General features: G+C 61.7%; 17 protein-coding genes and 5 pseudogenes. 13 read left to right on the top strand and 9 right to left on the bottom strand.

Translation table 11 applies throughout. From position 1 onward, the window contains the following. Positions 1-314 precede the first annotated feature (314 nt). Positions 315-662: a hypothetical protein gene (locus tag ACFWI9_RS23535; RefSeq protein ID WP_387164875.1), complete on the bottom strand. Its 348-nt coding sequence runs from the start codon at positions 660-662 to the stop codon at positions 315-317. Between the two features lie 519 nt (positions 663-1,181). Between ACFWI9_RS23535 and ACFWI9_RS23530 the strand changes: the two genes are divergently transcribed. The 9 genes from ACFWI9_RS23530 to ACFWI9_RS23490 all read left to right on the top strand — a co-directional run bounded on the left by ACFWI9_RS23530 (position 1,182) and on the right by ACFWI9_RS23490 (position 16,944). After that, positions 1,182-2,384, top strand: coding sequence for a cytochrome P450 (locus ACFWI9_RS23530; protein WP_387164873.1), 1,203 nt, complete (start codon positions 1,182-1,184; stop codon positions 2,382-2,384). 1 nt (position 2,385) lies between these two features. Beyond that, positions 2,386-4,149 carry a BTAD domain-containing putative transcriptional regulator gene (locus ACFWI9_RS23525; protein ID WP_387164871.1) on the top strand — a complete coding sequence of 588 codons (1,764 nt, stop codon included), beginning with the start codon at positions 2,386-2,388 and terminating at the stop codon, positions 4,147-4,149. Positions 4,150-4,192: 43 nt separating this feature from the next. Next, on the top strand, positions 4,193-6,412 hold the full coding sequence (locus ACFWI9_RS23520) for a TOMM precursor leader peptide-binding protein (RefSeq protein ID WP_387164869.1): 2,220 nt from the start codon (positions 4,193-4,195) through the stop codon (positions 6,410-6,412). 13 nt (positions 6,413-6,425) lie between these two features. Then, positions 6,426-8,348: a TOMM precursor leader peptide-binding protein gene (locus ACFWI9_RS23515; protein WP_387164867.1), complete on the top strand. Its 1,923-nt coding sequence runs from the start codon at positions 6,426-6,428 to the stop codon at positions 8,346-8,348. 22 nt (positions 8,349-8,370) lie between these two features. Next, positions 8,371-9,990, top strand: coding sequence for a nitroreductase family protein (locus tag ACFWI9_RS23510; RefSeq protein WP_387164865.1), 1,620 nt, complete (start codon positions 8,371-8,373; stop codon positions 9,988-9,990). Continuing rightward, on the top strand, positions 9,987-12,692 hold the full coding sequence (locus ACFWI9_RS23505) for a lantibiotic dehydratase (RefSeq protein WP_387164864.1): 2,706 nt from the start codon (positions 9,987-9,989) through the stop codon (positions 12,690-12,692). Before ACFWI9_RS23510 ends, ACFWI9_RS23505 begins: the two co-directional genes overlap by 4 nt. A gap of 12 nt (positions 12,693-12,704) precedes the next feature. Beyond that, positions 12,705-13,826, top strand: a complete 1,122-nt coding sequence (locus tag ACFWI9_RS23500) for a thiopeptide-type bacteriocin biosynthesis protein (protein WP_387164862.1) — start codon at positions 12,705-12,707, stop codon at positions 13,824-13,826. 470 nt (positions 13,827-14,296) lie between these two features. After that, positions 14,297-15,070: a M50 family metallopeptidase gene (locus tag ACFWI9_RS23495; RefSeq protein ID WP_387164860.1), complete on the top strand. Its 774-nt coding sequence runs from the start codon at positions 14,297-14,299 to the stop codon at positions 15,068-15,070. Between the two features lie 134 nt (positions 15,071-15,204). Beyond that, entirely contained in the window at positions 15,205-16,944 is a 1,740-nt protein-coding gene (locus ACFWI9_RS23490) for a TOMM precursor leader peptide-binding protein (protein WP_387164859.1), read from the top strand. A 111-nt stretch (positions 16,945-17,055) separates the two neighbouring features. Here the strand turns inward: ACFWI9_RS23490 and ACFWI9_RS23485 are convergent, their stop codons facing one another. Next, complete coding sequence (locus ACFWI9_RS23485) at positions 17,056-17,175, bottom strand: thiazolylpeptide-type bacteriocin (protein WP_387164877.1); 120 nt, start codon at positions 17,173-17,175, stop codon at positions 17,056-17,058. Between the two features lie 175 nt (positions 17,176-17,350). Here ACFWI9_RS23485 and ACFWI9_RS23480 point away from each other — a divergent pair, with 175 nt between their 5' ends. Beyond that, positions 17,351-17,845, top strand: coding sequence for a hypothetical protein (locus ACFWI9_RS23480; RefSeq protein WP_387164857.1), 495 nt, complete (start codon positions 17,351-17,353; stop codon positions 17,843-17,845). 136 nt (positions 17,846-17,981) lie between these two features. Here ACFWI9_RS23480 and ACFWI9_RS23475 read toward each other — a convergent pair. Continuing rightward, positions 17,982-19,083: pseudogene (locus ACFWI9_RS23475) on the bottom strand (IS110 family transposase). A gap of 76 nt (positions 19,084-19,159) precedes the next feature. Between ACFWI9_RS23475 and ACFWI9_RS23470 the strand changes: the two are divergent. Further along, positions 19,160-19,555, top strand: a pseudogene (locus ACFWI9_RS23470) (IS21 family transposase); the annotation flags it as partial. Here the strand turns inward: ACFWI9_RS23470 and ACFWI9_RS23465 are convergent. The 6 genes and pseudogenes from ACFWI9_RS23465 to ACFWI9_RS23440 all read right to left on the bottom strand — a co-directional run. After that, positions 19,462-20,490, bottom strand: a pseudogene (locus ACFWI9_RS23465) (transposase). The pseudogenes ACFWI9_RS23470 and ACFWI9_RS23465 sit on opposite strands and share 94 nt — an antisense overlap. Before the next feature lie 183 nt (positions 20,491-20,673). After that, the gene (locus ACFWI9_RS23460) at positions 20,674-21,090 is read right to left on the bottom strand and encodes an ATP-binding protein (RefSeq protein WP_387164856.1); all 417 of its coding nucleotides are present in this window, start codon (positions 21,088-21,090) and stop codon (positions 20,674-20,676) included. 925 nt (positions 21,091-22,015) lie between these two features. Further along, positions 22,016-22,279 (bottom strand): hypothetical protein, encoded by a 264-nt coding sequence (locus ACFWI9_RS23455; RefSeq protein WP_387164854.1) that lies wholly within the window; start codon positions 22,277-22,279, stop codon positions 22,016-22,018. Between the two features lie 46 nt (positions 22,280-22,325). Further along, positions 22,326-22,910: a DinB family protein gene (locus ACFWI9_RS23450; protein WP_387164853.1), complete on the bottom strand. Its 585-nt coding sequence runs from the start codon at positions 22,908-22,910 to the stop codon at positions 22,326-22,328. Positions 22,911-23,421: 511 nt separating this feature from the next. After that, complete coding sequence (locus ACFWI9_RS23445; protein ID WP_387164852.1) at positions 23,422-24,060, bottom strand: hypothetical protein; 639 nt, start codon at positions 24,058-24,060, stop codon at positions 23,422-23,424. 171 nt (positions 24,061-24,231) lie between these two features. Continuing rightward, a pseudogene (locus ACFWI9_RS23440) lies at positions 24,232-24,497 on the bottom strand (IS5/IS1182 family transposase); the annotation flags it as partial. Positions 24,498-24,676: 179 nt separating this feature from the next. Here ACFWI9_RS23440 and ACFWI9_RS23435 point away from each other — a divergent pair. Together ACFWI9_RS23435 and ACFWI9_RS23430 are read left to right on the top strand one after the other, a co-directional pair. Further along, positions 24,677-25,021 carry a hypothetical protein gene (locus ACFWI9_RS23435; protein WP_387164851.1) on the top strand — a complete coding sequence of 115 codons (345 nt, stop codon included), beginning with the start codon at positions 24,677-24,679 and terminating at the stop codon, positions 25,019-25,021. Positions 25,022-25,028: 7 nt separating this feature from the next. Then, positions 25,029-25,457 (top strand): annotated as a pseudogene (locus tag ACFWI9_RS23430) (transposase family protein); the annotation flags it as partial. Positions 25,458-25,608: the final 151 nt, after the last annotated feature.

Below are 25,608 nucleotides of genomic sequence, written 5' to 3'. Positions count from 1 at the left end.
TCTCCCGCTCGGCATCAGACAGCACAACAGGCGGGATCTTCGGTCCAGGACGACTCACACCAGACCAACGACGAATCTTCGACTCAGGACACTAGCGACCGCCACGTGGCCGCACAGCGAGCAACCTGCCCAACCGCGTCATGGGCATGCTCTTCCACTGCCTCCACCACGGCAAGCCTACGACGCTACGAAGGCCTTCCCAATCCTCTCCACCGCCGTGGCTTGGCGCCCATCCGCGTGGGATGTCTTGTCGCCCCCACACTCGCATCGGAGGACACGGGGCGGCCGAGTCCGATGCGGGGCACCCGGATGCTCTACAGGACGGCCGTGAACTGAGGGCTGTCACCGCGCTGACCTGCGGTGACCAGCAAAGACAACGGCCGCTGGCCCCCCTCACACGACAGGTAGTTCTTGGTAGTGCAGCCTCCCCGTGACAGGCCCAGGCCGTGGACGTAAAGATCGGTACGGGTGCCGCCCGGCAGGTCCTTCTGGGCCTGTCCGTCGCGGCGGGCGATTGCGGCGTGGCTGATGGGCCCGGCAGACCGTGGAGTCGACGTGATCTCCCAGGCGATCAGCCCGGCCGCCTTCGCCCGGGCCCGCAATCGGGTCAGCAGTTCGGGCCAGGTGCCGTCGTGCGCCAGTACCGCACGCAGCGTGCTCATCGCCATAAGCAGCCATGGCTCCCACGAAAAACAGGCCGCCAACCTTCCAAGCCCTTGAAGACAAGGCAACACGCCCCTCACTACCCCCGCGATGCGCCCGGCGAAACTTTGTCAGCGAGCCGTCGATGAATTCTTGGTGGCCCGGGGTTCGGGTCCGGCGGTCCGGTTGGGAACCCCCGTTCAATCCACTAGTTGGTGGATTGATGCGCTTCTCACCAAGTTGCAGCATGTCTACATATCGAAGAAAGCAGGCGGTCCTGCGGGTGACCTTCGGGCAGGTTGTGGACAGCACCTTGCAAGTGAGACGGACGTGGATAAACACAGTCAGTGGAATACGTCCGCACTAAATGCGCAATGCCCGAGAGGTTTACCGTAAAACAATAATGCAGTTGGCCCCTGGTTGAACCGCACTCCTCCGGAAATCGTCCCGCAGTGGACGGGGCCTGGAGTATCTCGGGCAGCACTACAACCGTCCATTTCTGCCGACCACTCACGCCTCGCCATTACAAGGAGCCCGGCATGGCCACGCATGTGATCGATGAGTTCCCGCCCACACCAGGAGATGGCGGTGATGCCCTCGCTGCGTGGACTCGCGCCTTGAGAGAGAAAAGCCCGGTGTGGTTCAACAAAGCCGTAGATGTTTGGCACGTCTTTGACTACGCCACAACACAACGCGTGCTCTCCGACACATCGACCTTCTCGTCCGACATGTCCGCCGTCGCGCCAGCCACCTTGTTTATAAAAAGTAACTTCATGCGCATGGACCCACCCGAGCATCGCAAATATCGTGCGCTCATCGGGCAGGCATTCAATGCGCGAACTGTGGAAGGCCTTCGCCCACGCATAGCGGACATCACACGCAGCCTTCTGGACGCGGTTGGGAGATCCGAACGGTTTGACATCTCCAACGCATTGAGCTTTCCACTGCCGGTGACGGTGATTTCCGAACTGTTGGGCGTCCCCCCATCTGATCGCGCTCTTTTCCGAACGTGGGCTGATGACATGTTTTCCGCCAACTTTGAAAAACCTTTCGATCGTGCCGTCGTCGAGAGACTGGAGGCGGCAGTTTCTCCCATGCACGCGTACCTTATGAAGCACGTTCGGGATCGACGCTCGGCGCCGCGTGAGGATCTCATCAGTCGTGTCGTAAAGGCTGAGGTGGACGGTCAGCGCCTGGATGACGAGGACGCGGTGACTTTTGCCGCCTTGCTTTTCATCGCCGGACATGTAACAACACTACTCCTGGTCAACAACGCTGTACGGTGCCTGGACGCCAACCCGCGAATATTTGCGGAGCTGATTGGAAATCCGGCCGGAATTCCCGCGATAGTCGAGGAGACACTCCGCTTCTATCCACCTTTCCTAGGCGTACCGCGCCTGACTACTACCGAGGTGCACTTGTGCGGAGAGCGAATACCCGCCGGGAGTGTGGTAGTGCCATCGTTGCTGTCTGCGAACCGTGACCCAGCCAGGTTCCCAGATCCGGATCGTTTCGCTCCGGGCCGCCACGATAAACATGTGGCCTTCGGTCACGGCATTCACTTTTGCCTGGGAGCTTCTTTGGCGCGGTTGGAGGCCGAAGTCGCTTTGAGTATGCTGGTCGACCGCTATCGGGACATTCGGCTCAACGACGAAGAAGCACCAGAATTCTATCTGGCCCAGGGAGTCCTCGGCCCTAAACAATTGCCTGTCCGCGTATGGCCGAATCGGGAGGCTACCTAGAATGCGCTTCCAGGTACTCGGTCGGTTGAGCGTTGAGGATGGTGGGCAAGCGGTAGACCTCCCGCCGTCCAGGCCGGCGACACTGCTCGCCGCCCTGCTCCTGCACCACGACGAAGTCGTTCCGATCCATGTGTTGCAACGAGCAGTGTGGGGTCAGTACGTGCCCACTACAGCGAAATCGACGATACAAACCTACATCTCGCGGCTCAGGCGCCTTTTCGTCAAATACGGATGGTCTAAAGATCTGATCGTCACTATGCACGGCGGATACCGCATCATGGTAGGCCCCGCAGGACTTGACCTAGCGCGGTTCCGGGAATTGGCTGATGCGGCGGAGGCGGCTGAAGACCCCCAAATTGAGCGGAGTCTCCTCGTAGAGTCACTTAGGCTATGGCGCGGGGCCCCACTGACCAACGTGGATTCGCCAGGGTTGCATAGATTCGAAGTGGCTGACCTCGAAGGGAAATGGTTGCGTGTTGCCGAACGCCGCTTTGATCTTGAACTGTGCCAGGAACTTGGTCGGCACGCTCTTGCCGATTTGCGTTCCGCGGTCGCACGCCGTCCCGATCACGAACGGTTCCGAGAGCAACTAGCAGAGGCTCTCATTCAGAGCGGCAGACGAGCGGAGGCGCTTGCTGAGGTTCGCCAGGCCCGAGGCTACTTCCATAACGATCTCGGTGTCTCTACAGGTCCGGTGCTGCGCCGAATTGAGGAGTCCCTCAACCCAAGATCGCATGGACCAAGGGCGGGGAGCCCGTCTGATGGACTTCGATCGAACAACGAGGATAGCTCTTGGCATCAGCTGCCAGCCGACCTGCCGCAACTCGTTGGCCGGGATGCCGAGACGGCGTCCTTGACTCAACGACTGACTACTTCCCAGTCAGGCCCGACAGTCCTCGTCCTCACGGGACCCCCAGGGGTGGGAAAGTCCGCCCTAGCCATCCACTTGGCGCATCTCGTGAAGGACGCGTACCCCGGCGGCTGCTCGTGGATGCCGCCGAAACCCGCCGGAGGACTTGAGCATCAACGCGGCTGCGAGGCATCACCTGGCGTCGAGCCTTCAACCGCAGCGCTAGGCAGCGCAGCAGGAGCCCTCGAATGCCTGCCGGACGAGGGCCGAAGGCTCGTGATTTTGGACGACATACAGAGCTGCGAGCAGGCCGAAGGCCTACTTCCACACATTCCTGGGTCAGCGGCGATTGTCACTAGCCGTAGGAGTCTCGCCGACCTTGCGATCAGCCGGGGCGCCTGCTGCTTCCGGATCGGCACCGTGACAGGGGCCGCGTCCGAGGAACTCCTGAGTGATCTTATCGGGCCCGATCGAATGGCAGCGGAGCCGCGAGCGGCAAAGGAGTTGGCTGCGTTGTGCGGCGGGTTCCCCATTGCACTCCGCGCCGCGGCGCTATGGCTGGCACTGCGTCCACATTGCCGCATCGAGGAGTACGTTGCGTCCGTCCGCGCCGATCCGCTGGCGATGCTCTCGTTGGTCGACTCGGCGGGAAACTCGCTAGCGGCGCTCCTGCGGCAGGCGACATCCGAACTAGACCGCCACACGCTGCGCACTTTTGCGGCCGTAGGCCGCATTGGCACAGACGAGGTCACTGCGGAGCAGTGCGCAGCGCTGCTCCGTGTCGACCCCACACGCACTGCTCCATTGCTTGAGGCGTTGGTGGAGCGCAGCCTCCTCGAGGAGGGCCCTCCGCGTCGCTTCCACATGCATCGGGCATTTCAGGCCTTCGCATGCTCCCTCGCCATAGCATCCTAGATTTCCAGCGGTAACAAGTACGACATAAGAGCACGAGACGGAAGTGAAAGAGGCGATGAGTGTACAGGATGATGTGTATAGCGAAATTGCGCAGACCCGACCGAAGCTCCATCGAAACGTTCTTTTTGCAAAGGTCTCGGACGGAGTAGTCTTCCATAATTCCAGCAAGGGATTCCGGATCCGATCGCGGTCAGGCTATGACTTCGCGTCACTACTTGTCCCATTCTTGAACGGCGAGCATCGGGTCTGTGATCTCTGCCGAGGCCTTGCCCACGCCCAGCGCGGCCGCGTGGTCGAACTGGTGCAGGCGCTCTACGAGCATGACTTCGCTCGAGCAGCCAGCCCGCCCGACCCGGAACTCCCAGCGCTACCGGACCCGGTGCAAAGCGTATTTGCCGATCAGATTGGCTACATCGACCATCACCGAGACGGTGCTGAACAGGCCTTCAAACGATTTCGTGACACACGGGCCGCGGTCCTTGGCACAGACGCCATCGCCGAATGGTGCGCACTCAGTCTCATCAGAAACGGTGTCGCTCACGTCGCCGTCACACCACCGTCGCACGATCAATTCGCCCAAGTCCGGATGGAAGCACAATCACTGGCTGCGCAGGGATGCCCTGCGCAGGTTGAGGAGATACCCGTCACGGCGGCAACGCTGCATTGGAATGACCTGGAAGGGTACGACGTTGTTGTGGTCTGCCCACGCAGCGGCCCCCGCCAAGTGGTGGAACTGCTACGAGACTTGCGTCCAGTTGGCCGAATGCTCATCCCCGTGTCCAGGGCAGGTGATCGGATCGTGGTGGGGCCCCTGACGGCGGACGAAACTACGGCATGCTGGGCATGTGCAGCCCTGCGCATGGATGCCAACGGATGCCTTCGACAATTCGGCGAACTGTGGCGCAGAGCAGCTCTGCCTGACTTGGTCGAGCCTGAAGTGTGTCTGACAGGGCCGGCTGCCGCAGTGTTGGGTAACCTGCTTGGCTACGAGGTGTTCCGGCTGCGTACCGGCGCATTGCCAGCTGAGACAGACGGTCACGTCATAGTGCAGGATCTGAACTCCCTCGATGTGACGTCAGAACGTGTTCTACCGCACCCGAATTGCCCGTTCTGCGTACCCACCAAGGGAGAAGCCCCAGAGCTCGGAGCCGAAGTGTGGGGGGAGGCCGCTAACCTTGAGGAGGCGGAAGTTGACGCCCTTCACGGGCCTCTGCAGAGTACCGGGTACGAAGGGCGCTTGCTGCGGCAGTTTCGCTCCCGATCGATACTCGTCGGGCGGATGACCGGCGTCTTCACCGAATTCAGCGACGACGCGCTGGTTCAATCTCCCGTGAAGGCAACTCTACTGAGCTTTGGTGCGGGTGCCAGCGGGCAATTGACAGTCGAGACATTCGATGTTCACACCCTGCTCGGCGCTCGCATGCGGGCACTGTACAAGGCGGCAGCGCTGTACGCCGATTACGTGGTCCCTTTGCGCGATGTCGTTACGAGCCCATGCCAGATTTCGAGTATCGCGGGGAATCTCGTGACCGTCAGCGGAACTCACGATGCAGGCACCGAAGCTGAAAGCTGGGTACAAGCCACGTCGTTGTGCAGTGGTGAGGAGACGCTTGTCCCGGCGGGCGCGGTGAGTACTCACGGCACGTGGAACGAGAGACGAATATGGTTGCCAGGTGCTCCCGGAACAGGAGCAGGCAGCACGCTGAACGACGCGCTGTATCGCGGCCTGCTCTCAGTAATTGCTCACAGAGCCGTCGACGAGGCCCTCAAGGGCCGCCGACCCATTCGCCTTGTGCGTGAAATCCCCCATGAACAGAGTCCCGAGTTGACTTTTCTCCTACGATGCGCTCGTGATTTTGACATAGAAGTGGAACTTCTTGACTTGGGTGAACACCAGCACTCCGGCGCTAATGTCATTGTGGCGCGCGCGAACGGGGAGCAACCAGTCGTCGCCTGCGAAACGACCGCAACGGGCGCCGCCGTGCAAGCCGCCGTGACTTTGCTGGGCCGGGCTCAGCTCCGTCGAGCCCCGGACGCCGCCGACACCCTCCCGAAAAATATTTGGACGCCAGCGGACGTCGGGTTCATCCCAAGCGCCGGTGAAACGCCACTTGCCACACAGCCGGCCGCTGACTTGCGGACCATACTCCGCCAACTGCAATCATCCGGCAGCGATGTGTTCGCTCTGTCCCGTACCTCCGCCGATCTAGCGGCTGCCGGCGTATTCACGGCCCGCGTTCTGCTGACCGCACCTCACGCATGAGAGGACAAGTCTGATGCCTGCACCCATAGCATGGTCCTCCGCCTGCGATCAGCTCCGCCGAACCGTCAGGGCGGGACTGGCAAGCGGTGGGTGGAGTCACGCACGTGTGACGGCGCGACCCCTTGGTATCGAGGACGTCATGAAAGACGTCGTGTCCCCGCCTGACTGCCCGACGTCTGCACCAGCTGCAGAAGCGGAAACGGTCGACGTCCCTCTCCATCTCTGTGCCGATTCCGTCGTCATTGGCCCGATACTCAGCAAGCGTCCGTGCAGCTGGTGCTTGGCTCGCCGCTGGCAGAGCTTGCGTTCGTCTGTGGTGCGGCAGGCCTTGGAAACCCGTTCCACGTTCAAAGCTGTCGGCCAACCCGCGACAGCGGGACGGTTTACTGCGGATGTGGTGGCCGCAGTGGCACTGGCCCGGCTCCATCAACCAGCTTCCATCACCGGCGTCGACGTGGTCGGCCTGGACGGAGTCACGATCCGTCGCTTGCCTCTCATCGCGGACCCAGACTGCCCCGTGTGTGGGTTGGCAACTCTGGCCCCCACCACGCAGGTAGATGCCGAACGTACGTCAGGCGACTCCGAAAAACTTCGCCTGCGGAGTCCTAGTGCATACCCGCTGAACCCGCTCGCTCTGGCCAACCCGGTGTGCGGAACCGTCGGCGCGCGTGTCATCCGGGAATTGGCTTCTCCAACAGTTTCTCGCTCAGGCGGATCCTTCACACTGCGTGCCGGAGGTCACCTACACACCACCCAGTGGAGCGGTGACACCATGTGCTTCGCCGATAGCGACAGGCTGGCGCTCTTGGAGGCCTTGGAGCGCCGTGCCCGGGCTGCGCCACCCTCGCGGGCACGCCCGGCTTTGGTCGCGCCGCTCGCCGAGCTAAGTCGCGACGCCTTGGACCCTCGCATGACTGGGATCTACCCGCCTGAGGCGTACGTGGACGTCGACTACCTGCAACCGTTCTCGGCGACGCGTCCCATCTCCTGGGTAAGCGCGTACTCGCTACGCGACCACTGCGCCCGCCTCGTGCCAGAAGCGATGGTCTATCCCCACGGCCCAGCAGTCGGCGGCCGATTCGTCCAAGCATGCTCCAGCGGCTGTGCCTCTGGGGGCACCGCAGACGAGGCCGTGCTCTACGCCCTTCTCGAAGTCATCGAACGCGACGCCTTCCTTCTCGCCTGGTACGCCCGAGCGGAACTGCCTGAGATTGATCCACTGCAACAGGTGGGACTGCGGGCCCGCCACTCCGCGGCGAGGTTGGAAATGCTCGGCTACCGTGTTCGCTTCTTCGACACGCGGATGACCTTCGCCGTCCCTGTCGTCACCGCCGTTGCGGAACGCATGGACGCTGGTTATGGTCGGCTGTGTTTCGGTGCCGGCGCGCACCCTGAGCCTGAAGCAGCGCTGCAGGCAGCGCTGTCGGAGATCGCCACGGCAGTCCCCCGCCTTCCTCGCCTGACACACCGCCATCGAGCGAGACTAACCGCGATAGCGGCGGACTTCCGGAAGGTAAGCGAGCTCAATGATCACTGGCTGCTTTACGGACTCCCGGAAATGGCGCGGCATGCAGCGTTTCTACTGAAGAACCGTGACGAACTGCGCCCACTGCACGCCCTTGCGCCTCAGCGGGGAGTCAGTAGCCCCTATGACGGGCTGCCTGGCATCCAAAGAGAGTTGAAGCGGCTCGTAGACCAAGCAACAGCTCAGGGCTTCGATGTATTGACTGTCGATCAGACGTCGGGCGAGCAGCGAGATCTCGGCCTATTCACCTACGGCGTTGTCGTCCCCGGTCTCCTACCGCTCGACTTCGGCTTGGTACGTGAGCGAGCAAGACACATGGCGCGGACGCTTTCAGCTCCTCGCGCTGCGGGCTTTACAGACCATGACCTCCGGCCGTGTGACGTGAATCCCGCCCCCCATCCATTCCCCTGATCACCCGGACTGGAGGGCGACCATGTCAACTGTCAAGCACTACATAGAATCCGTTACTAACCGGGTCCACTATTCCATCGAGCCGCCTGACTTCAAGCCCGACTTTGCTGATCGGCCACGCACATACAAGTTCTACCCCGAGATCGAACCCTTGCCGCTGCCGGAGCTCCGAGAGCATGATTCTTCTCGACTTAGCAACGTCTTGTTTGCACCACTCCCGCATTCCGGGAAGACTACTTCACCCAGATTTGACCTGCACCTTCTGGCCAGCATGCTGCGAGAATCATACGGTGAACTCGCTCGCCGACTGGCTGTTCACGCCAACCCAGACTTTCCCGCCCTAAACCGCTACGCCGACGCCGTCTGGTCTCGAGGTACTGCCTCAGGTGGCGGCTTGTACCCCGTAAATGTCTATTGGATCAATGGCACTAGCGGGCCATTGCGGCCAGGAGTCCAATACTACGCGCCCAAGCACCACGCCCTGCAACAGCTGTTGAGCGGCGACGTAACCCCCATCGTCCGTGATGCGCTCGGCTATCCGGGCCTTCCTTGCGATCAATACCTCGTCTTGGGTGTCAAGTTTTGGCAGAACGCCTTCAAATACCACAATTTTAGCTACCACGCTGTCACAATGGATGTTGGCGCCCTTCTGGAGACATGGCGGCTGTGGAGCAAAGCCCGCGGCATGACACTGCGACCCGCGCTGTGGTTTGACGAAGCGCGTCTCAGCACCCTTCTCAACCTTGCCCCGGAGGACGAGGGCATCTTCGCGGTCGTACCGCTCCCTTGGCAGGGCGGCCCGCCTGCTCACCCTGGTGCTCCGCCCCCAGACGCCCACGTACGTGCCACCGAGCAAGAACGATCCAAACGGCCTGCAACCTTCCCCATGCTGCGCGCCGTACACAGAGCCACTGCTGCTAACAACCAGCGCCCCGCCCGAGATGCGGCGGCGATGGCGGCAATCACTGCCACTGGAGGGGGACACAGTAAAGGTAATCCGGTCACGCTACCCGTCCCGGATCTCCTCAGCAAATCCCTCGGTGAGGCGCTGAGGACACGCCGCAGCAGTTTTGGTCGCTTTACCGCAATTCCAGCCCTGTCGCAGAGGAGCCTGGGCACCGTGCTGGCGAGCACTATGCCGGCTGCTGCCTTTCCATGCGACGCAACGGGCGACCTACCAGGGGCGCTTGTGAGGCTGTATGTCTTCATCAATCACGTGGAGGGGATCCGCCCCGGGAGCTACGCATTCGACCCCCAAATTCACGCCCTCTGGCCTGTCAGCACAATCCCCCCCGGCACCTTCCTCCAGGACTCGTACTTCCTGAACAACTACAACCTGAATGATACGGCCGCCGTCATCGTCGCGGCAGCGAGACCTACGGCAGCGCTCGACGCAATGGGCGACAGAGCCTACCGATTGGTGAACGCGGCTATCGGAGCGGTCGCCCAAGCGGCCTACATCACCTGCGCCTCGGCCCGACTCGGCTGCGGGGCTGCGCTGGGCTTCGACAACACCGCCTACATCAACGAACTCGGCCTAGCTGGTTCGGATGAAGTTCCTTTGCTGATTATCCTCATCGGAAACGAACGTACGGACACTGCGGATTACCACTACTCACTGGAGAGGCGCGATTTTTCATGACCCACAAAAAGTCCGAATGGGCGCTGGGGGACCACTTCATGCTGCGCGTCGCCGGACTGCCGATCGATTCCATCCATTCGCTGCGGTGTCCGCAAGTTCGAGGTTGGGCGGCGGCTGTGCTCAAAGGGGAAGATGCACTGCAAGAACGCGGCGCATACCTTAGTGAACACCTTCATGACATCGTCGCTTCCGAAGAGGATCCACTCAGGCGCCGCGCTCTACTCCAACTGCGTCGGTATATATGGAACAATCGTATGCCAGATGCCCGGGTCGTTAACGACCTTACCGCAGGACTTAACGAGAACACTGCTGCCGCCATTACCAGCTGGATGCACACCCGACAGCAGTGGCAGGACCTTCTGGACGAAGGGGAAGAGGTCCTAAACAAAGACGTCCGGGCAGCGCGCCGCGCCCTACGCGCACTTAGCTACGAGCCGCGGTTGCGACGAGGAGTGCAAGTGGCCTCTCCCTTGTTGGAAGAGCGGCTTGAGGGATACGCACACGCCGACTCCCAGTATCTCGACAAACGCCAGCGGCGACTGGAGCGCTCGCTACTGGAATACGTTTACCGGGCCGCTTGCAAGACCAGTCCCTTCTCGACGTTCACTGCCGTTGTACCGGGGCGGTTCACGGAAGGGGCCGACGTCCCCATGCGAGCCGCAGTTCCCCCGTGCTGGAGAGTTCACCCTCGCATCAACGTGTCAGTTCTGACCCGCATAGCTGACCTCCTCCTGGACATCGATAACATCTGCCGAGATCTCCCTATGGCGCTAGCCTCCGGTTGCCAGACCGCAGTAGACCGCGTGCGCTTCGTTCGGCGATCCATCAGCGCCGCGGAGTCGAACGGCACTTTTGACGCGGTCCGCGAACACCTGTTCGTCCTGCGCAACAGCGCGCTCCTCGAGAGGATTGTTGCCCAGTTCGAACGGGAACCAGAGGTTCTCTGGGGAAATCTCGTCAACCGACTGGCCGGCGACGATGCTGGCGTACCCGAACGCGAGGCCTATGCACGGATCTTGCGAATTCTTTTGCGCCTCGGCCTTCTCCAAATCCCCGTTCTGCAGATCGACGTGCACACCACCGACCCACTCCGTACGTTCAGTGCGTCACTGCGCTCACTGGGTTCCCCTGACGTCGAGCCCATCTACTCGCTACTGGACCATGTTGCAATACTGGTGGATACATTCGCGACGGCAGAAACGGCTGAGCGAGTCAAGATCCTACGGAAAATACGGTCAGAGCTGGAGTCAGTCTTCTCCTTGCTGGGCGCCCCGGTCAGCACCATACCAATCACCTTGCTCTTTGAGGATGCCCATCTCGCTGATGCGGAAGTTGTTGCGGGATACGAGGCATGGAACGGTGACATCGGAGAGGCACTGCGATCACTGGAGTCTGTACTTCCGATATTTGACGCTGCTCTGCCGCAACGACTGATGCTCAAAGGCTTCTTCATAGCGCGCTTCGGGCGTGGAGGGCGCTGTGACGATTTGCTCAAACTCATTTGCGAGTTCAACGAGGATCTCTTCGATCACTTCGCGGCGGTCTCCGCTGTGCGCCGCACATTTGACAAAGATGGCAACCTGATCCCGAATGTCAACTGGCTGCGGATGCCGGAGATGGAGGTATTGGACCGAGCGCGGGCAGAGTTCACCGAAGGCGTGCGTGGGATCTACGAGATCTGGGACAGAACGGAATCGGAAGTCGTTCTGGACGATTGCACCATCTCGCAAGTCGCAGAGGAGCTGCAAGGGTTGGCGACGAAATTCGCGATGCGTAGCCACTTCCTGCAGCCAGCGCATATCGATGGGGAGTTCCGGGCTGTTCTGAACCGTACTTACGGTGCGTCTCTTTTTCCCTTTACCCGGTTCACCCACCACCTTGAGGCGACCCAAAGCGCACTCGTGCCCATGCTTCGCGAGTCACTGAGGTCGTGGACGCCAACCGGTGCTGTCTTTGCAGAAGTGACTGGTGGCCAAATAACTACCAATCTCAATCTGCACAGCCGATTGACCGAACTGGAGATTGTCTGCCCCGGAGAGACGAGCTTTGCGCCCCGCCAACAGCGACTTTCCTTCGATGACTTGTACGTCGAGCACGACGAGAGCACCGACCGGCTAGTACTACGATCCAGAGCATCCGGTAATGAGGTCATCCCGGTCTACCTGGGGTACTTGGTGCCGACTGCCTTGCCCGAGATTCCGCGTACCTTGCTGCTTCTCTCGCCGTCCTCCACCGTGGTGATGGATATATGGGGCGGAGTGGAGGCGCGGCCCTCCCGCGCTGGCGGCGGTGTGACAGTGCACCCGCGTGTACGTCTCGGGGACCTCGTTGTTGCCCGGCGAAGCTGGACCGCACAGGCAGCCGACCTTCCGCGCCGGACTCCCGGCATGCCGGAGGAACGCTGGTACTTGGAGTGGCAACGATGGCGTCGCGCCCACCGGGTGCCGACCGTCGCGTTCGCCACCATCACACCGCACTCTGAGGATGACAATGCGTCAGAGCTATGGCGCCGGGGCACCAAGCCGTATCCCGTCGATTTTGACAGCCCGCTAAACCTGTCCGTTCTTGACCACCACATCAAGACAGAGGCAGCCACCGTCGTGTTCCACGAGATGCTCCCGGCTGAGAATGCCCTGACCGTGACATCGGATAGCGGCAGGCATGTAGCGGAGGTTGTCGTGGAGACCCTCACTCGCACCTGAAAGGACTTTCACATGAACAATCACGTCCACTCCGGGTCGGACGGCGAAATTCATGTCGTAAGAACTGGCACCTCGATCGTGCCCGAGCTGAGTGTCGGGTCAGAAAAGCCCTCGAGGGAGTGGCTTTCCTTCCATGTCTTCTACACGGCTTCGTCGCGGCCCCTCATATCCCAATGCATCGGGCCTCTCGTATCGGACCTGCGTAAGAATGATTTGATCCACGGCTATTTCTTCATCAACTACTGGCTAGAAGGTCCCCATGTGCGCCTTAGGTTGCTGCCGAGTTATCCCAAACTCACCGCTGAGGTGAGGGAGCGCACTGAAAACTCGATAGCGAATTTCCTGCGGATCCGCCCGGCGCTCTACGAGGTCACCTCTGACCACCTCCTGACCTACTACGACATGCTGTTCGCTGCGGAGTACCCGGAGACAGATCGATCTCCCTACCTTGACGCTAATGGACGTATGCGGCTGCGAAACAACAACACGTTCACCGTCGAAAAGTACGAGCCCGAATACGACCGCTACGGCGGAAGAGCAGGAATGACGCTGGCCGAATGGCATTTTGAGCAGTCCAGTGATCTCGTCGTTGCCATCGACCGAACTATGAATGTGCATCTCCGCAGCGTCCGCCTGGGCGTCTCCGCACAGCTCATGCTCGTGATGGCCACTGCGTTCCTGGGCGACACACTCGAAGTCGTCCGGTTCATGGACAGCTATACGGACTTCTGGAAGCGTTCGTTTGCCGGAACAGCCTTCGCCGACGACACCGCTCACGCGCATGCCTTTGAAGCCGACTCCACCCGAGTGAGCAATCATCTGACCGCTATCCATAACAGCCAGCAAGACGGCAAGAGTCATGGTCTACCGCCGTTCCTCAAACGCTGGGCCGAACATTCCTGTGAACTCGCCAGCCGGATCCGCGATGCAAGCGAAAGGATGCGTTTCCATTCCGCTGTCCGGAACGGAAATGGGGAACCGTTGCCTGTGGACAGAGTGCTGCGACTCCTCCTCAATTCCTACCTGCACATGACCAACAACCGGCTGAGCACAACCATCGGGGACGAATGCTATCTGGCATTCGTCATAGCCCGCTCGCTCGAACAGCACGAGCTGAAGGACGGTACACCATGACCATCACTCCCTCACCGCTCCTCAGCACCCGGCCAGCCGTCCGTCCGGATATTCAAATGGGTCCTACGATGCGCCGCGGACCCGCCACGTTCAGTACGGTCTTCGACCCCGCAGCAGGCCGGCGCTATGAGATCGGGGGGCGCCTTCGCTTTGTGCTGGGGAGGTTGAACGGCCGACGAACCCTTGCCGAAATTGGGTCAGCATACCACGGCACGTTCGGAGCGCGGCTCGACGAAGCCGGTTGGGGACGGATCCTAAGAGCCCTCAATGAGCGACAGCTGCTGGTCCTTCCCTCATCCTCCCCGAGGCCAAGTGTGTCAGGGAGCGAGTCTTCCCGCCCCACGCCCGCGCGCCCCCGGCCCGCGCGGTCCCTAAAGGCCGGGCGGATCGCCGTAATAGACCCGATGCGCCTGCTGGACCGCTGTACTCGACTTTTCCCTCCCAGGGTCACCGCAGCAATGCTAGGGGTTATGAGCACGCTCCTGCTAATTGAATTGGGCGCCCTCACTCTCTCATGGCCCGAGCTCGCAACTGATTGCCTGAAAATTTTGCGACATCCTGCTCTCCTGCTGTGGATCCCATTGCTGCTACTCCTGAGCACAGCGCTGCACGAGCTAGCGCACGGCTTGGCTGGCCGCTGGGCCGGAGCCACCGTCACCGAAATCGGCATCGCCTGGCATTTCCCCGCAGTCTTCCCCTACTGCAAGGTGGAGGGTGCCGATTTCCTCACCTCGCGGCGCCAGCGAGCAGTTATTGTCGCAGCCGGGCCGTGCGCCGGTCTTCTGACGATGCTCCCCGCCCTGCTCCTGTGGTGGTGGGGAAACGAAGGCGCATTTCGTACGGTTGCCTCTGGATTGTTGGTAGCTGGCTCCTTTACCACGGCCTGGAATCTGCTGCCGCTTCCAGGACTGGACGGCTACCGCATCCTCAGCGCCCTTCTAAACATGACTGAGCTCGCGCCGGAGAGCCGCCGCTATCGTACCCTCCTGAGGCGAAGGCAAAACCGTGACCGTGCCACGATTACAGTGAAGGATTACCCCGGGTGGGCAGGCCTTGTATATCGAAACTACCCGATTGTCGCTGTCAGCACAGCGGCCGTATACGGCTACGTATTTTCAAATGAAGCCGCCAGAGCCGCTGCAGAATTGACAGATATTCTGTTTTCCCCCGCCATCGCGGCAATCCCGATTGGAGTGGCAGCAGGAGTCATGGCATTCCTGTGGGCAGAGTCGAGCGTGCAATGACAAATGTAACCAACCCTCTCCAGACAGCTGCCGAACACATGAGAGATCTACTCCTTGCACGAAGCACGACGAAGACCTGTGCGGATGGACGCGACGCGGTTCCGCCGCTGGTCGTCCCGCTGGGAGTATCAGACATGCTCCACAAAGACGACACCCTTCTGTCGGCCCATGCAGCCGCCACTGTGCACATGACTCTGTCCGAAGTGCTGGTCGGTCCCTGGGGCGGGGGATGCGGCAACTGCCTGGCAATGCGATGGCAGCGCTTGCGCAGCCACGTCGAACGCGATGCTTTGGAGGCCGGCGCGGGCCCAAGAGGATCCGAAGGCCCGCCCTTGGTCACCGACTTTCTCGCGGATGTTGTGTGGGCCCATCATGAAGCTGGATCGAGACAGGGCCGAAGGCAGGCCCTGCCACAAGTGACCGCAGTAGACATCACCACACTACTCTCGCGCACGGTTGCTCTCCTTCCGGAACCGCTCTGCCCTACCTGCGGACCTGTAGAGACCGACAACGCGGAACGAGCAGCCCTGCATTTGGTGTCATGCCCCAAGCCTGCGCCATCTAGCTACCGGTTGCGCACCCCGCACGCGTTCAACCTTCCTGAGACCGCACTGGCCAACCCGGTATGTGGGGCGGTCACCTCCACCACGCACGCAGACCTGATGAGCTACAACGGGTCCCCCGTCAGCGGCAGTGCGGCTGTCCGGATCGCCACGGAAGGCCTTGTTGACATCTCTTTCCACGGCCACACCGATTCATATGCCACAAGCCGTGCAGTAGCTTTCATAGAAGGACTCGAACGGTACGCAGGACTGAACAGGGGGCGCAACGCGCCATTCGTAACAGACACCTACGCCAACCGTGGCGATCACGCACTCGACCCGCGCGCCAGGGGCGTCTACCGGCCAGAGGTATACCGACACAATCAGAAGCTCACGCCGTTCGACCCCGACCTTCCCATCCCCTGGGTTTGGGGCTACTCGCTTCGCGACGAGCGCCCCCTCCTGATACCTGCCCGATCCGTCTACTACGGCAGCGGGACAGCGCGCGAGAACTTTGTCTACGAATCCTCCAATGGAAGCGCGAGCGGTAGCTGCTTGGAAGAAGCCATCCTGTTCGGGCTCTTGGAGCTCATCGAGCGCGACGCGTTTCTTCTCGCCTGGTACGGCGGCGTTCCGCTCACCGAGATCGACCTCACCTACCATCGCTCTCCGGCCACCCGCGCGCTTATCGAGCGCATTTCGCTGTCAGGTCACAATGTGCGTGTATTCGACAACCGGCTGGACATGGATGTCCCTGCTGTTACCGCGGTCGCTATCAGGCGTGACGGTGGCGCGGGGCTGCTGTCCTTCGCAGCTGGCGCCAGCCTTGACGCTGCTGCAGCGGTTCATGCCGCAGTGTCAGAACTAGCAGCAGTCGTGCCATCCCTGGCTCGGCGGGTCAACAATCGGCGCGCGCAACTCACCGAGATGGCAGATGACTTCATGAAGGTTCAGGTACTTGCCGATCATGCCGAACTTTACGGTCTGCCCAGAATGGCCCAGTGGGCCAGCCGGTACACCGGCCCCAGCCATGCGGTCCCCTATGCCGAGATCTACGCGGGGTGGCAGGCCCGCCGCCCGGCTTCGACTGATCTACTCCATGACCTCGCTCATTGCCGCGAGCAGATCGTGGCGGCTGGCCACGACGTGATCGTCGTGGAGACCACAACCCCGGAGCAACTTGCCTGCGGATTGCGCTGCGTTGCGACCATTGCGCCCGGCATGTTGCCCCTTGACTTCGGTTGGGAGAAACAACGCGCGCTGGATCTGCCACGCCTAACCTCTCGATTCCACAAAGACCGCCTGCACCTTGCCCCGCACCCGTTCCCGTGAATGCAGCGCAGAGCGCAAAAAGGCCAATCGAAAGCAATGAAGCATGAGAGCAGCGACGTTAAGTGCGGTGGGAAGCCGCATCACGACTCCCCACCGCGAACCGCACCTCACTTAGGAACTGCTGCTAGAAGAGCTGCTGCAGCTTGAGCAAGAGGTCGAACCCCCGAGCAGCTCCTCGTCAACTCCCGTGTAATCTTGGATCTCAAAGGTCTCGGACTCCAGCTCTTCCATCTGAGCGACGAGCGAATCCAGCTTGTTGTGCTCCATGGTTTCCTCCTACGTGGATCCTTGAAATGCGTCCAGCTCCCGCTGAGTTGGACCGCTTTCCTCAATCGTAACTGCTTTTGGTCAAGGATCTGCCTGCATTTTGCGGACAGTCGACTGACATCTCGCAGACAATAGAAGGGTGAAGTTCCTGATGTCTTCCACCGACGACGTCATCAAAGCGGAGGTCTCGGACAGAGCGCTGTGCCGGGTCATTACCCTCCTGTACATCAACCTCGCCATCAGTGTGGTTCTCACCATCTGCACCCTCGTGCTGTGGAACCAGACCATCGACTATCAGATGGCTCACTTTGCCAGCGACGCCCCTATCAGCCCCAGCTCTAGGCGCCACTTCCTCGCCATGACGAACTGCATCACGCCCGCCGTGACACTGGCCCTGTCGCTCCTCTACCTGCGAGTAGCCAGCAAGCTGAGGAATGGTGCGAGGCGCACCTATGTCAGAACGCTGGTCATAGCAATTGCCAGCCTAGTCACTCTGGCCTACCCAACTTTCAGCTCTCAGTACCCCGTTTGGGTTCGTCTGGGACATGGTGCTCAGATGGTGCTAGCGCTAGCCCTGCTGCGGCTTGCAACCCGTCCCGCAGTACGTGCTCGGTTTCGCGTGCCAGGATCGTAGAAGGGGGGTTGCCCCCGGGATCGTGGGCACCGGTTGTCATGCGGCAGTGGCCAGCGGAGTTGATCGTTGCTCGTAGACATCTCAGGCACTCAACGTGTCAAGCGGCTTCGGCGAGAGTGCTTGGGAATGCCGTGTGTTAATCGAACAGCGTGTGGTGCTGGAGACAGTGGTAGAGCTGGCTGAGCATACGGTTGAAGAGGTTGCGTTGGGCGGCGGCGTGCCAGTCTCCGTGGTCGTCACGGCGGCGCCGGAAGTGGGCTTTGGCGCCTGGCGAGGCGGTGATGGAGGCGAAGGCCCAGAGGTAGCCGACGGCGTTGAGCCGGTCGTTCTTGTTCCACCTGCGGGTGATGCTCGACTTCTTGCCGGAGGCCCTGGGTGATGGGCGGGGCACCGGCCTATTCCAACGGGCCGCGGGCGTCGGCGAAGCGGGCCTTGTCGTCTCCGATCTCGGCGAAGTCGTCGGCGGCGGTGCAAGCGGCCTCCAACTGGATCAGGAGCGCGAGCATCTGCTTGCCGAGCGGGTCCTCGACCTGCGGCGGCTGGTGAGCGTAGTTGGCGCGGAGCCGCTCGGTTTCGGCTGTGATGCCGCGCTTGCGGCCGGCCCGCTTGAGCGCGGCCTCAGGCTGGGTGCGGGTCAGCCGCGCGGCCCGGGTCGGTGTCGGGGCCGCCCTCAGAAGCTCTCGGGCCGCCGGCCGACACAGGCCGTTGCGCCAGGTTCGAAGGCCGCCAGGGCTGAGGGGTAGTACTCCCGCAGCAGCGAACGGAGCTGGTTGGACAGCTGCTGCCGGTTCCAGAGTGAGTCCTGCTGAGCGCGGGTGAGGACGGCGGCGGCCCGGCTGAGGTTGCTGTCGTTGGGTAGCGGCCGGTGGGCGTGCATGTAAGTTCCTAGAATGTTGGCGAGCACCAGGGCGTCGCCGGGGTCGGACTTCTTGCGCGAGACGGAAGTGCCGGTCGCGGTAGCGGCCGGCGGATCGCGAACACCTGCCGCTTGCCGGTTCGCAGCACCGCGACAAGCAGGCCGCGGAAGGTTTCGATCGTGACCGGGATCGGGCTCTCCTCGCTGTCGCCGTACTCGACCAGCAGGTTCAGCAGGATCGTGTAGCCCGCGGCATCGTCGGTGATGTGCCGCTTGGCCAGCAAGTGGCCGCTGTCGTCGACCAGGGCGACGTCGTGTGTTCGCTCAGCCAGTCGATGCCGCAGTAGATCAAGATCTCCTCACCATAACGCGGTTTGTGCAGGCTCTGGGTACCACCTTCAACCGGCGGTGCAGGCCGGCAAGCTCACCCGGGCTGATAGCCAGTTCCTCCGCGACCCGCAGCTGGTAAGTCCGTTCCGCTACATTCGGAGGCCGTCGCATTCGCTGGGCGCTACGACTTCGACCCCGACGTCACCTGGCCGGGCGCGCCTTCTCCTCCATCGAGGAACTGTACGCCGCCTTCACCGCCTGGGTTCCGCTACGGCGCGCGAACGTCCACGGCACCCATTGCGAGGTCATCGGGCTGAGGGCCATCCGCGACCACATGACCCTCTGCCCCCTGCCGACAATCCATACGTGGGCGCCAGGGGCTTTGCCGCTGCGTGGGCAAGGACTGCCTCGTCGCGTTCGAAGCGAACCTCTACTCGGTGCCGGCCATGCGGATCCGGCCGCGGCAGTTGGTCGAGATCAGAGCCACGAAGTCCCAGGTCAACCTGCGTGACACCACACCTGACCGGTGCTTCGCAAGGCGAGGTTCGGCCCCGTCCGGTGATATCGAGTTGGGCGGCGTTGGGTAACAGCCGCAGCCTCAGGCGTTTGGGTTCCCACAGCCGCGCCTGAGCGGTCAGGGCAAGCATCGGCATCCAGGCCAGCAGGTCGAGGGCGATCTGGATGATCCCCAGCCAGATCTGGTTCTGCGCGATGTCGTGGAGAGGCAGGTTGGTCAGGCCGGTGGCGCGGGCAGCGCGGATGCGGTCCTCGGCGCGGGCCCGCTGGCGGTGACGCAGTTCCAGCGCCGCGATTGGGACGTTCATGGCGTTGGTGGCGAACACCGTGAGCCGCATGCCGTCGGCAACGGTGAAGCGCAACTGGGCGCCGGGATGGGGGCGTTTTCTACGGTTGATCAGACGCATGCCCTGATGCCAGCCGTCCGGTGTGTCTCCGGCGAGTTCGGCGACCCAGGCATGGTCACGGATCTCACCGCCGGGTTCGACGGCCGGTGTCGCGCCGAGGCGGGAATCCACAGCGCCGCCTGATGGATGGCTCGGTGATGGTCACGCCTACCGAGTACGACAGCCACCGCCCGCGCGCGGTGAGCCAGTCGAGGAACTTGTGGGTACCGCCAGCGGAGTCGGTGCGGATCAGGGTGCGCTGGTCGCGCCGGAACTTCCCCGGCATCTGGGCCAGTGCCAGCCGGGTGGTCCCGATGTGGTCGGCGACGGTATCGCTGCCCGGCCGCAGCAGCCCCGCGACCGCGGTCCAGAAGGATCTTGCCCGGGTCGTGCACCGTCTGCGGCTTGCACCACGGCGCCAGCGCCTGAGATATCGTCTGATCCAGGCCGGTCTTGCGGGCCATCTCCACCTACAGGACGGCACCGGCCTACGAGACCACCGCACGGCCGGTGCCCTCGACTCCGACAGGCGGGTACGACCTCTTGGCGGCGCACAGGACCTTCGACAGGCCCTATCGCCCCAACTCAGAGGCACTCCTCGCCCTTCGGACGGCCCCTTCGTGAAAGCCCGAGGTTCGCTCGCCAATGGGTCCGCGCAGAAAGTGCCCTGCGTGCGACGTGATTCTCGATATCAAGGCAACGTCGTCAGACTGGTCGGCAGGGTGCGCGCGGGATTATCTTCAGTTGCCGTCTGAGATGCAGCACCGTACTACCTTGCCGCGCGATGTCCGGCGCACGCTCCAGTCTTCGACGATCGCGTCCAAAATCATCAGCCCACGACCATGTTCGTCATCATCTTCCGGTTCTCCGCGAATTGGAAAGTTAGTCGGATCGCTATCAGCGACTTCAATAACTACCGTGCGCCTGTCTACCCGTAGCGACAGAACTACCGCTTCTCCAATCGCTTGCACTGCGTTGGTGACAAGTTCCGAAATAACGAGTTGGGCATCAGCGACGGCGCTTTGGTCTACGCCGTTACGCGAGAGCATCTCTGAGGCTAGAGATCTCGCCAGAGAGAGCGATTCGCGCGCGCAGCAATTTCGCATCATGAATGTGTGTCGAGTCAGGACTACTTCATCATTATCGAGGGCGGTCATACCCTTCCTCCTCGGATAATACCGCCTTTTTGCGGCTATATCGGCGTGAAACGAACTAGCTAGAATCTAACGGGCAGGAACCTGAAGGTCACCATCTAGATAGACCACTACAAAGACGACATAGGCAGTCCCCCATTCGGCGGATGAGGTCAGCTTGATCACGTGACGACCCACGGGTGACCCCGACAGCACAGCAGACCAATCCCGTGTGCTCTCGCAGGAGAGGCAGCATTAGGAACGCACAGATCGCCCAAGGTGGCAAGCCGCCCAAAGCGAGTGCTTGATTCTCGGTTGTATGATTCATTTGCTCTATCTGTCGCGCCAGTTGGTGGCGGCTTCGCGGGCGAGACGGCGGGTCATGAGGTTGATGGCGGCCAGTTCAATCACGGCGGCTGAGTGTAGGTGGGTTTCGCAGTCGCGGGCGAGGCGTCGGTGGCGCATGAGTCCCCTGAGGAAAACTCTTTGCGGCCATGGATGGCCAAGTCTCAGCAGTTCGCCAGTAAGCAACGCCAGTCACACCGCACATTCGGCAGAGCCGCCCACCGATCTCAACCGGGAGAGGGTGTGGCGGAGTTTCTCGATATTCCCGCGCCACACCCTCCGGCTCTCACAAAACGCGAAGTCGCGTCGACGTCGCGCCTATGTCAGATGAGATCGGAAACTTCACCCAAAGCGACCCCTCACCCAGTGGCCTTCACCAGAATATCGACCACATCGTTGACCACGTGCAGACCCTGACTCACAATCACGAGGCCCTCATGAAGCCAATTCATTGAAAATCTCCCCTTCTATAAAGACAGCACCCCGATGGCGCCACCTGAAACTACAATCCGGGGCTTTAAGGAAACCTTAAAGGATGTAAAGATCCAGAGAAAAGGATGGCGAAATGATCAGTGCATGCCGTTTTGGGGACTCAGAGGTTGTCTCACGTGGCAAGATTCGCGAGCTTCTTGTCCGCAGCGGAGTACGTGCTGACCAGCGGCTGTGCCTGTCGGCATCTGCCGCCGACGTTCGGCACGTCCTCCGCCACCGCGCATCGCCGCTTCACGGTATGGACCGGTGAACACAGCCCGCTCGTCACGCGGAGCGGTCCCGCCACCTTGCGGTCGAGCCGCGAACGGCGGCAGTAACGGGGCAACCAGCTCCCAGAGTCAGCAGGAATCAGACGCTTCGACAGATCAGCACTCACGGCGGGCATCATGCCGCTCGAACATCAAGTCACGTGGGGCAGCCTTCTATGCCTTGACTGATGCGGCCGATCTGGTGGCCTGCTCGATCTTCGCGCAGTAGGCGGTGCGGGCGTCCTCATCGATCTGCATCTCGTGTTCGGGGCGCATCCCGGTTCGGCCGTCGACGCCTTCGCGCAGGATGTCGGCGTGCCCGGCATGCCGGTTGATCTCGCCGAGGACGTGGACCAGGATGGCGAACAGGTTCGTGTTGGGATAAGGCTCCGGCCACCACGGCACGTGACCGGGGGCGTCGAGGGCAAGCTCGTCGATCGTCGCGTCTGAGTGTTCCCACGTGCGCCGGTAGGACTCGATGATCTCATCGCGCGCCTCGTCCTCAGCTACCCATAGATCGCTGCCGTCGTGATCCTTCCACCGGGGCAGCGGATCCGGGGACGGCCGGTCGAAGACCTCGCCGAAGTACCTGGCCTCGACGCTGGCCACGTGTTTGACCAGGCCGAGGAGGTTGGTCCCGGTCACTGTCAAAGGCCGGCGGGCGTCGTACTCGGACAGGCCGTCGAGTTTCCAGAGCAGCGCCTTGCGGTCCCGCCGCAGTCTCCCGTGCAGGCTGTTCTTCGCGAATTCATCGATCATGCAGCATGAGCCTGCCATGGGCTACTCGTGGCCTTAAGATCCCGCACGTGGACCACAACGACCGGCAGAGCCGAAGCCTGGCCATGGCCACCGCCCCTGAACTACTCAAGAAGCTCGCGGAACTTGCCACGTGAGACAACCTCTTACGACCACGTCGTGACTCCGGCCACTTGGACGCGGAGGATGACGGTCTCAATCCGCACGCTGCCGACGGCGGATATCCGGGCACCGGGACTGACGGGCCACCGACAGGCGGCCGCCCGTGCAACAACACGGGCGGCCGTGGTGCCCCAGGGCACGGACCTAGGCAGCCATCAACTTCCGAAGCAGCCGCTCGTCCAGGTGCTGGAGCAGAGTTGGCTACACGTCTCGATCGGGGTGCGCATACCACTGCAACGAGCCACAGATCGGGAAGTAGCACCTTGATTCTCTGCAAGCCTTTAGGCTCGGCAAACTGATGTCAGTAAGTCGAGACGACCTCGCCGCGGGACACCCATCCGCTGCAAAATCGCTACTGCTCGCCACTTCCCCTGTAAAGGCGATTAAAAACACTAAGCGAACCGATTGACATCTGAATGTCTGCCCTTTGCTCTACCGAGACCCGAATCGCAGCCTCAGTGCCCGCATTCGGCTCACTTTCGTGCTGTTTCTTCCAGTAGGACAGTTCGGCTTCCGCGATCTTCTCCTGAGAAGATCGGTCATGCCACGGCTTTTTGTAGTACTGGTCCAGGGACGGATCCTTGAAAACCTTGTCGATTTCCGCCGCGCCGTGCTCGTCGGCAACCAATTTAATCGCTCCTATGCTGCTCGCAACAGTCTCGCCCACAGTCAGCTCAGAACCAATTTCATGGTTATTTCGCGCCTCATCAAGGACGTCATTGATGTGATCCATGGATTCTTGGCGTGGATGGCGAAATTCCGGAGACTGGGCCGTTCGCATTGACCATATGGAAGGTAGCGACTTGAGCGCAGCAAGCAGACCGCGGGCAGAAGTAGATTCGCTACCGGAACTAGCTGTTGTTCCCTCGAACGGATCTTCGATCATAGGGGAGGGTTGGGGTTCGGCGAAGGATGAGCTTGCCCCAACGACAAAAGTCACGCTGACCACTGCGGCTACCAAGGCAGCTCGGTTCTTGAAGTTCTTCTCCACGTCGAATGATGCCTTCCTTCGGGTTCGCTGTACCCTCACTCTAGGATCGCAATATTTACCGAACCAAAAAGCCAGGTTAAGGGAGAATGATATGTCGCGCCCGGAAGAGGATTTGGGTTGAAACGTAGTTATGTGTCGCTCCCGATGGCGCCGCGGGAGAGACGACTGCGGTGTGAGAGCGGCCTTGGCGATTGGCGTCATGGGGTTTGGGCTGCATCGGGGTCTGCGGAGGTTCCGCCAGGACTTCAGGCGACGCCGCGTTCGACGGGTGCCCGTGTCGCGGCCAAGGCGCGGTTGCGGGTCTCCCCTGTGCGAGTGGGCTCCTGCAGGGGCCTGCGCTTGATGCCTGTGGTCAGCCAGAGTCTGCCGCCCAGGTAGGCGAGCTCGGCGACGATGGAAACGCCTTGCTGCTCGCAGATTCGGATGATCCGGTGGGTGAGCTTGATCCGCTTCGGCGGTCACGTTTGGTGTGGTGGTCAGGCTGCGCGTGCGGGTCTCGTATTCGGCGGGGCTGCCGTAGCCGAAGGGCTGTCCCGCAAACGCTTGCTGGGTTGCGCTCGGTGAGGGCCGGGATACCCGCGAGCCTCCGACACGGCCGATGTGGCAGCCTGCTGACATGCCATGGGAGCTGCGAGAGCATGCAGGCCGTCACTACGCCGTCCTGTTCCACTACGCGTTGCCTGACGATGCCTGGACCGTGGAGCTGAGCGAGGCTGTGCCTGTGTCGGCCACGGGTGCCGAGAACCCCAACGCCGCGGTGACCCACTTGCCCGGCGCTGCCTTCTTGGTAGCGCTTGTCCCAGTCGAGGACCCGAATCTGCAACCGACGCTTCGCGTCTACAGCCCTGACGAGCGTGTTGTCCCCTACGAGGTCATGCGCTGGTTCATGGAGCAGGTGGCCGACCAGATAGAACGCTGCCGCATCGCGTTCGAGCAGGGGGAACCTGAAGCAGTGGAATGATCACGCAGTGGCTGGTGTGATCACGGCGTCGGAGCCGTCCTGGATAGCCCCGTTCACCGGCTCAGCCCGCGGCAGTTCGGGAAGCTGGTGACGGTGCTGCGGCGCGAGGGGGCGGACGCGGTCCGCAGGGGCCGGCCGTGGAGTCCTTCCGCTGGAGGACCGGGCCCTGCTGGTCGCGGCCTACTGGCGCACGAACCTGACCATGCGGCAGCTCGGCCCACTGTTCGGGGTGTCGAAGTCGGCGGCCGACCGGATCATCGACCACCTCGGGCCGATGCTCGCTCTCCAGCCCCGCAAACGATTCGCGAAGGACACCGTGCTCATCGTGGACGGCACGCTGGTCCCTAGCCGGGATCACACCATCGCCGAGCGATCGAAGAACTACCGGTACTCCACCAACCACCAGGTCGTCATCGATGCCGACACCCGCCTGTTGTCCGCGTACAACCTCATTTCCATGGCGAGGTACGACCTCACGTCCAGAGTTCTCGGCGCGTCGTAGAGACGTTCGAGCAGAGAAGTGGATCACCCTTCGGACTTGTCAGCGGCCAAGCAGACAAGCACCGAAGGGTGACCGCTTCTTATGA

It is taken from the genome of Streptomyces sp. NPDC127084 (assembly GCF_042724175.1).
In the GTDB taxonomy this organism is placed as follows: domain Bacteria; phylum Actinomycetota; class Actinomycetes; order Streptomycetales; family Streptomycetaceae; genus Streptomyces.
Note: the sequence above shows the minus strand (reverse complement) of the source record. Positions and strands in the feature narration are given on the sequence as shown.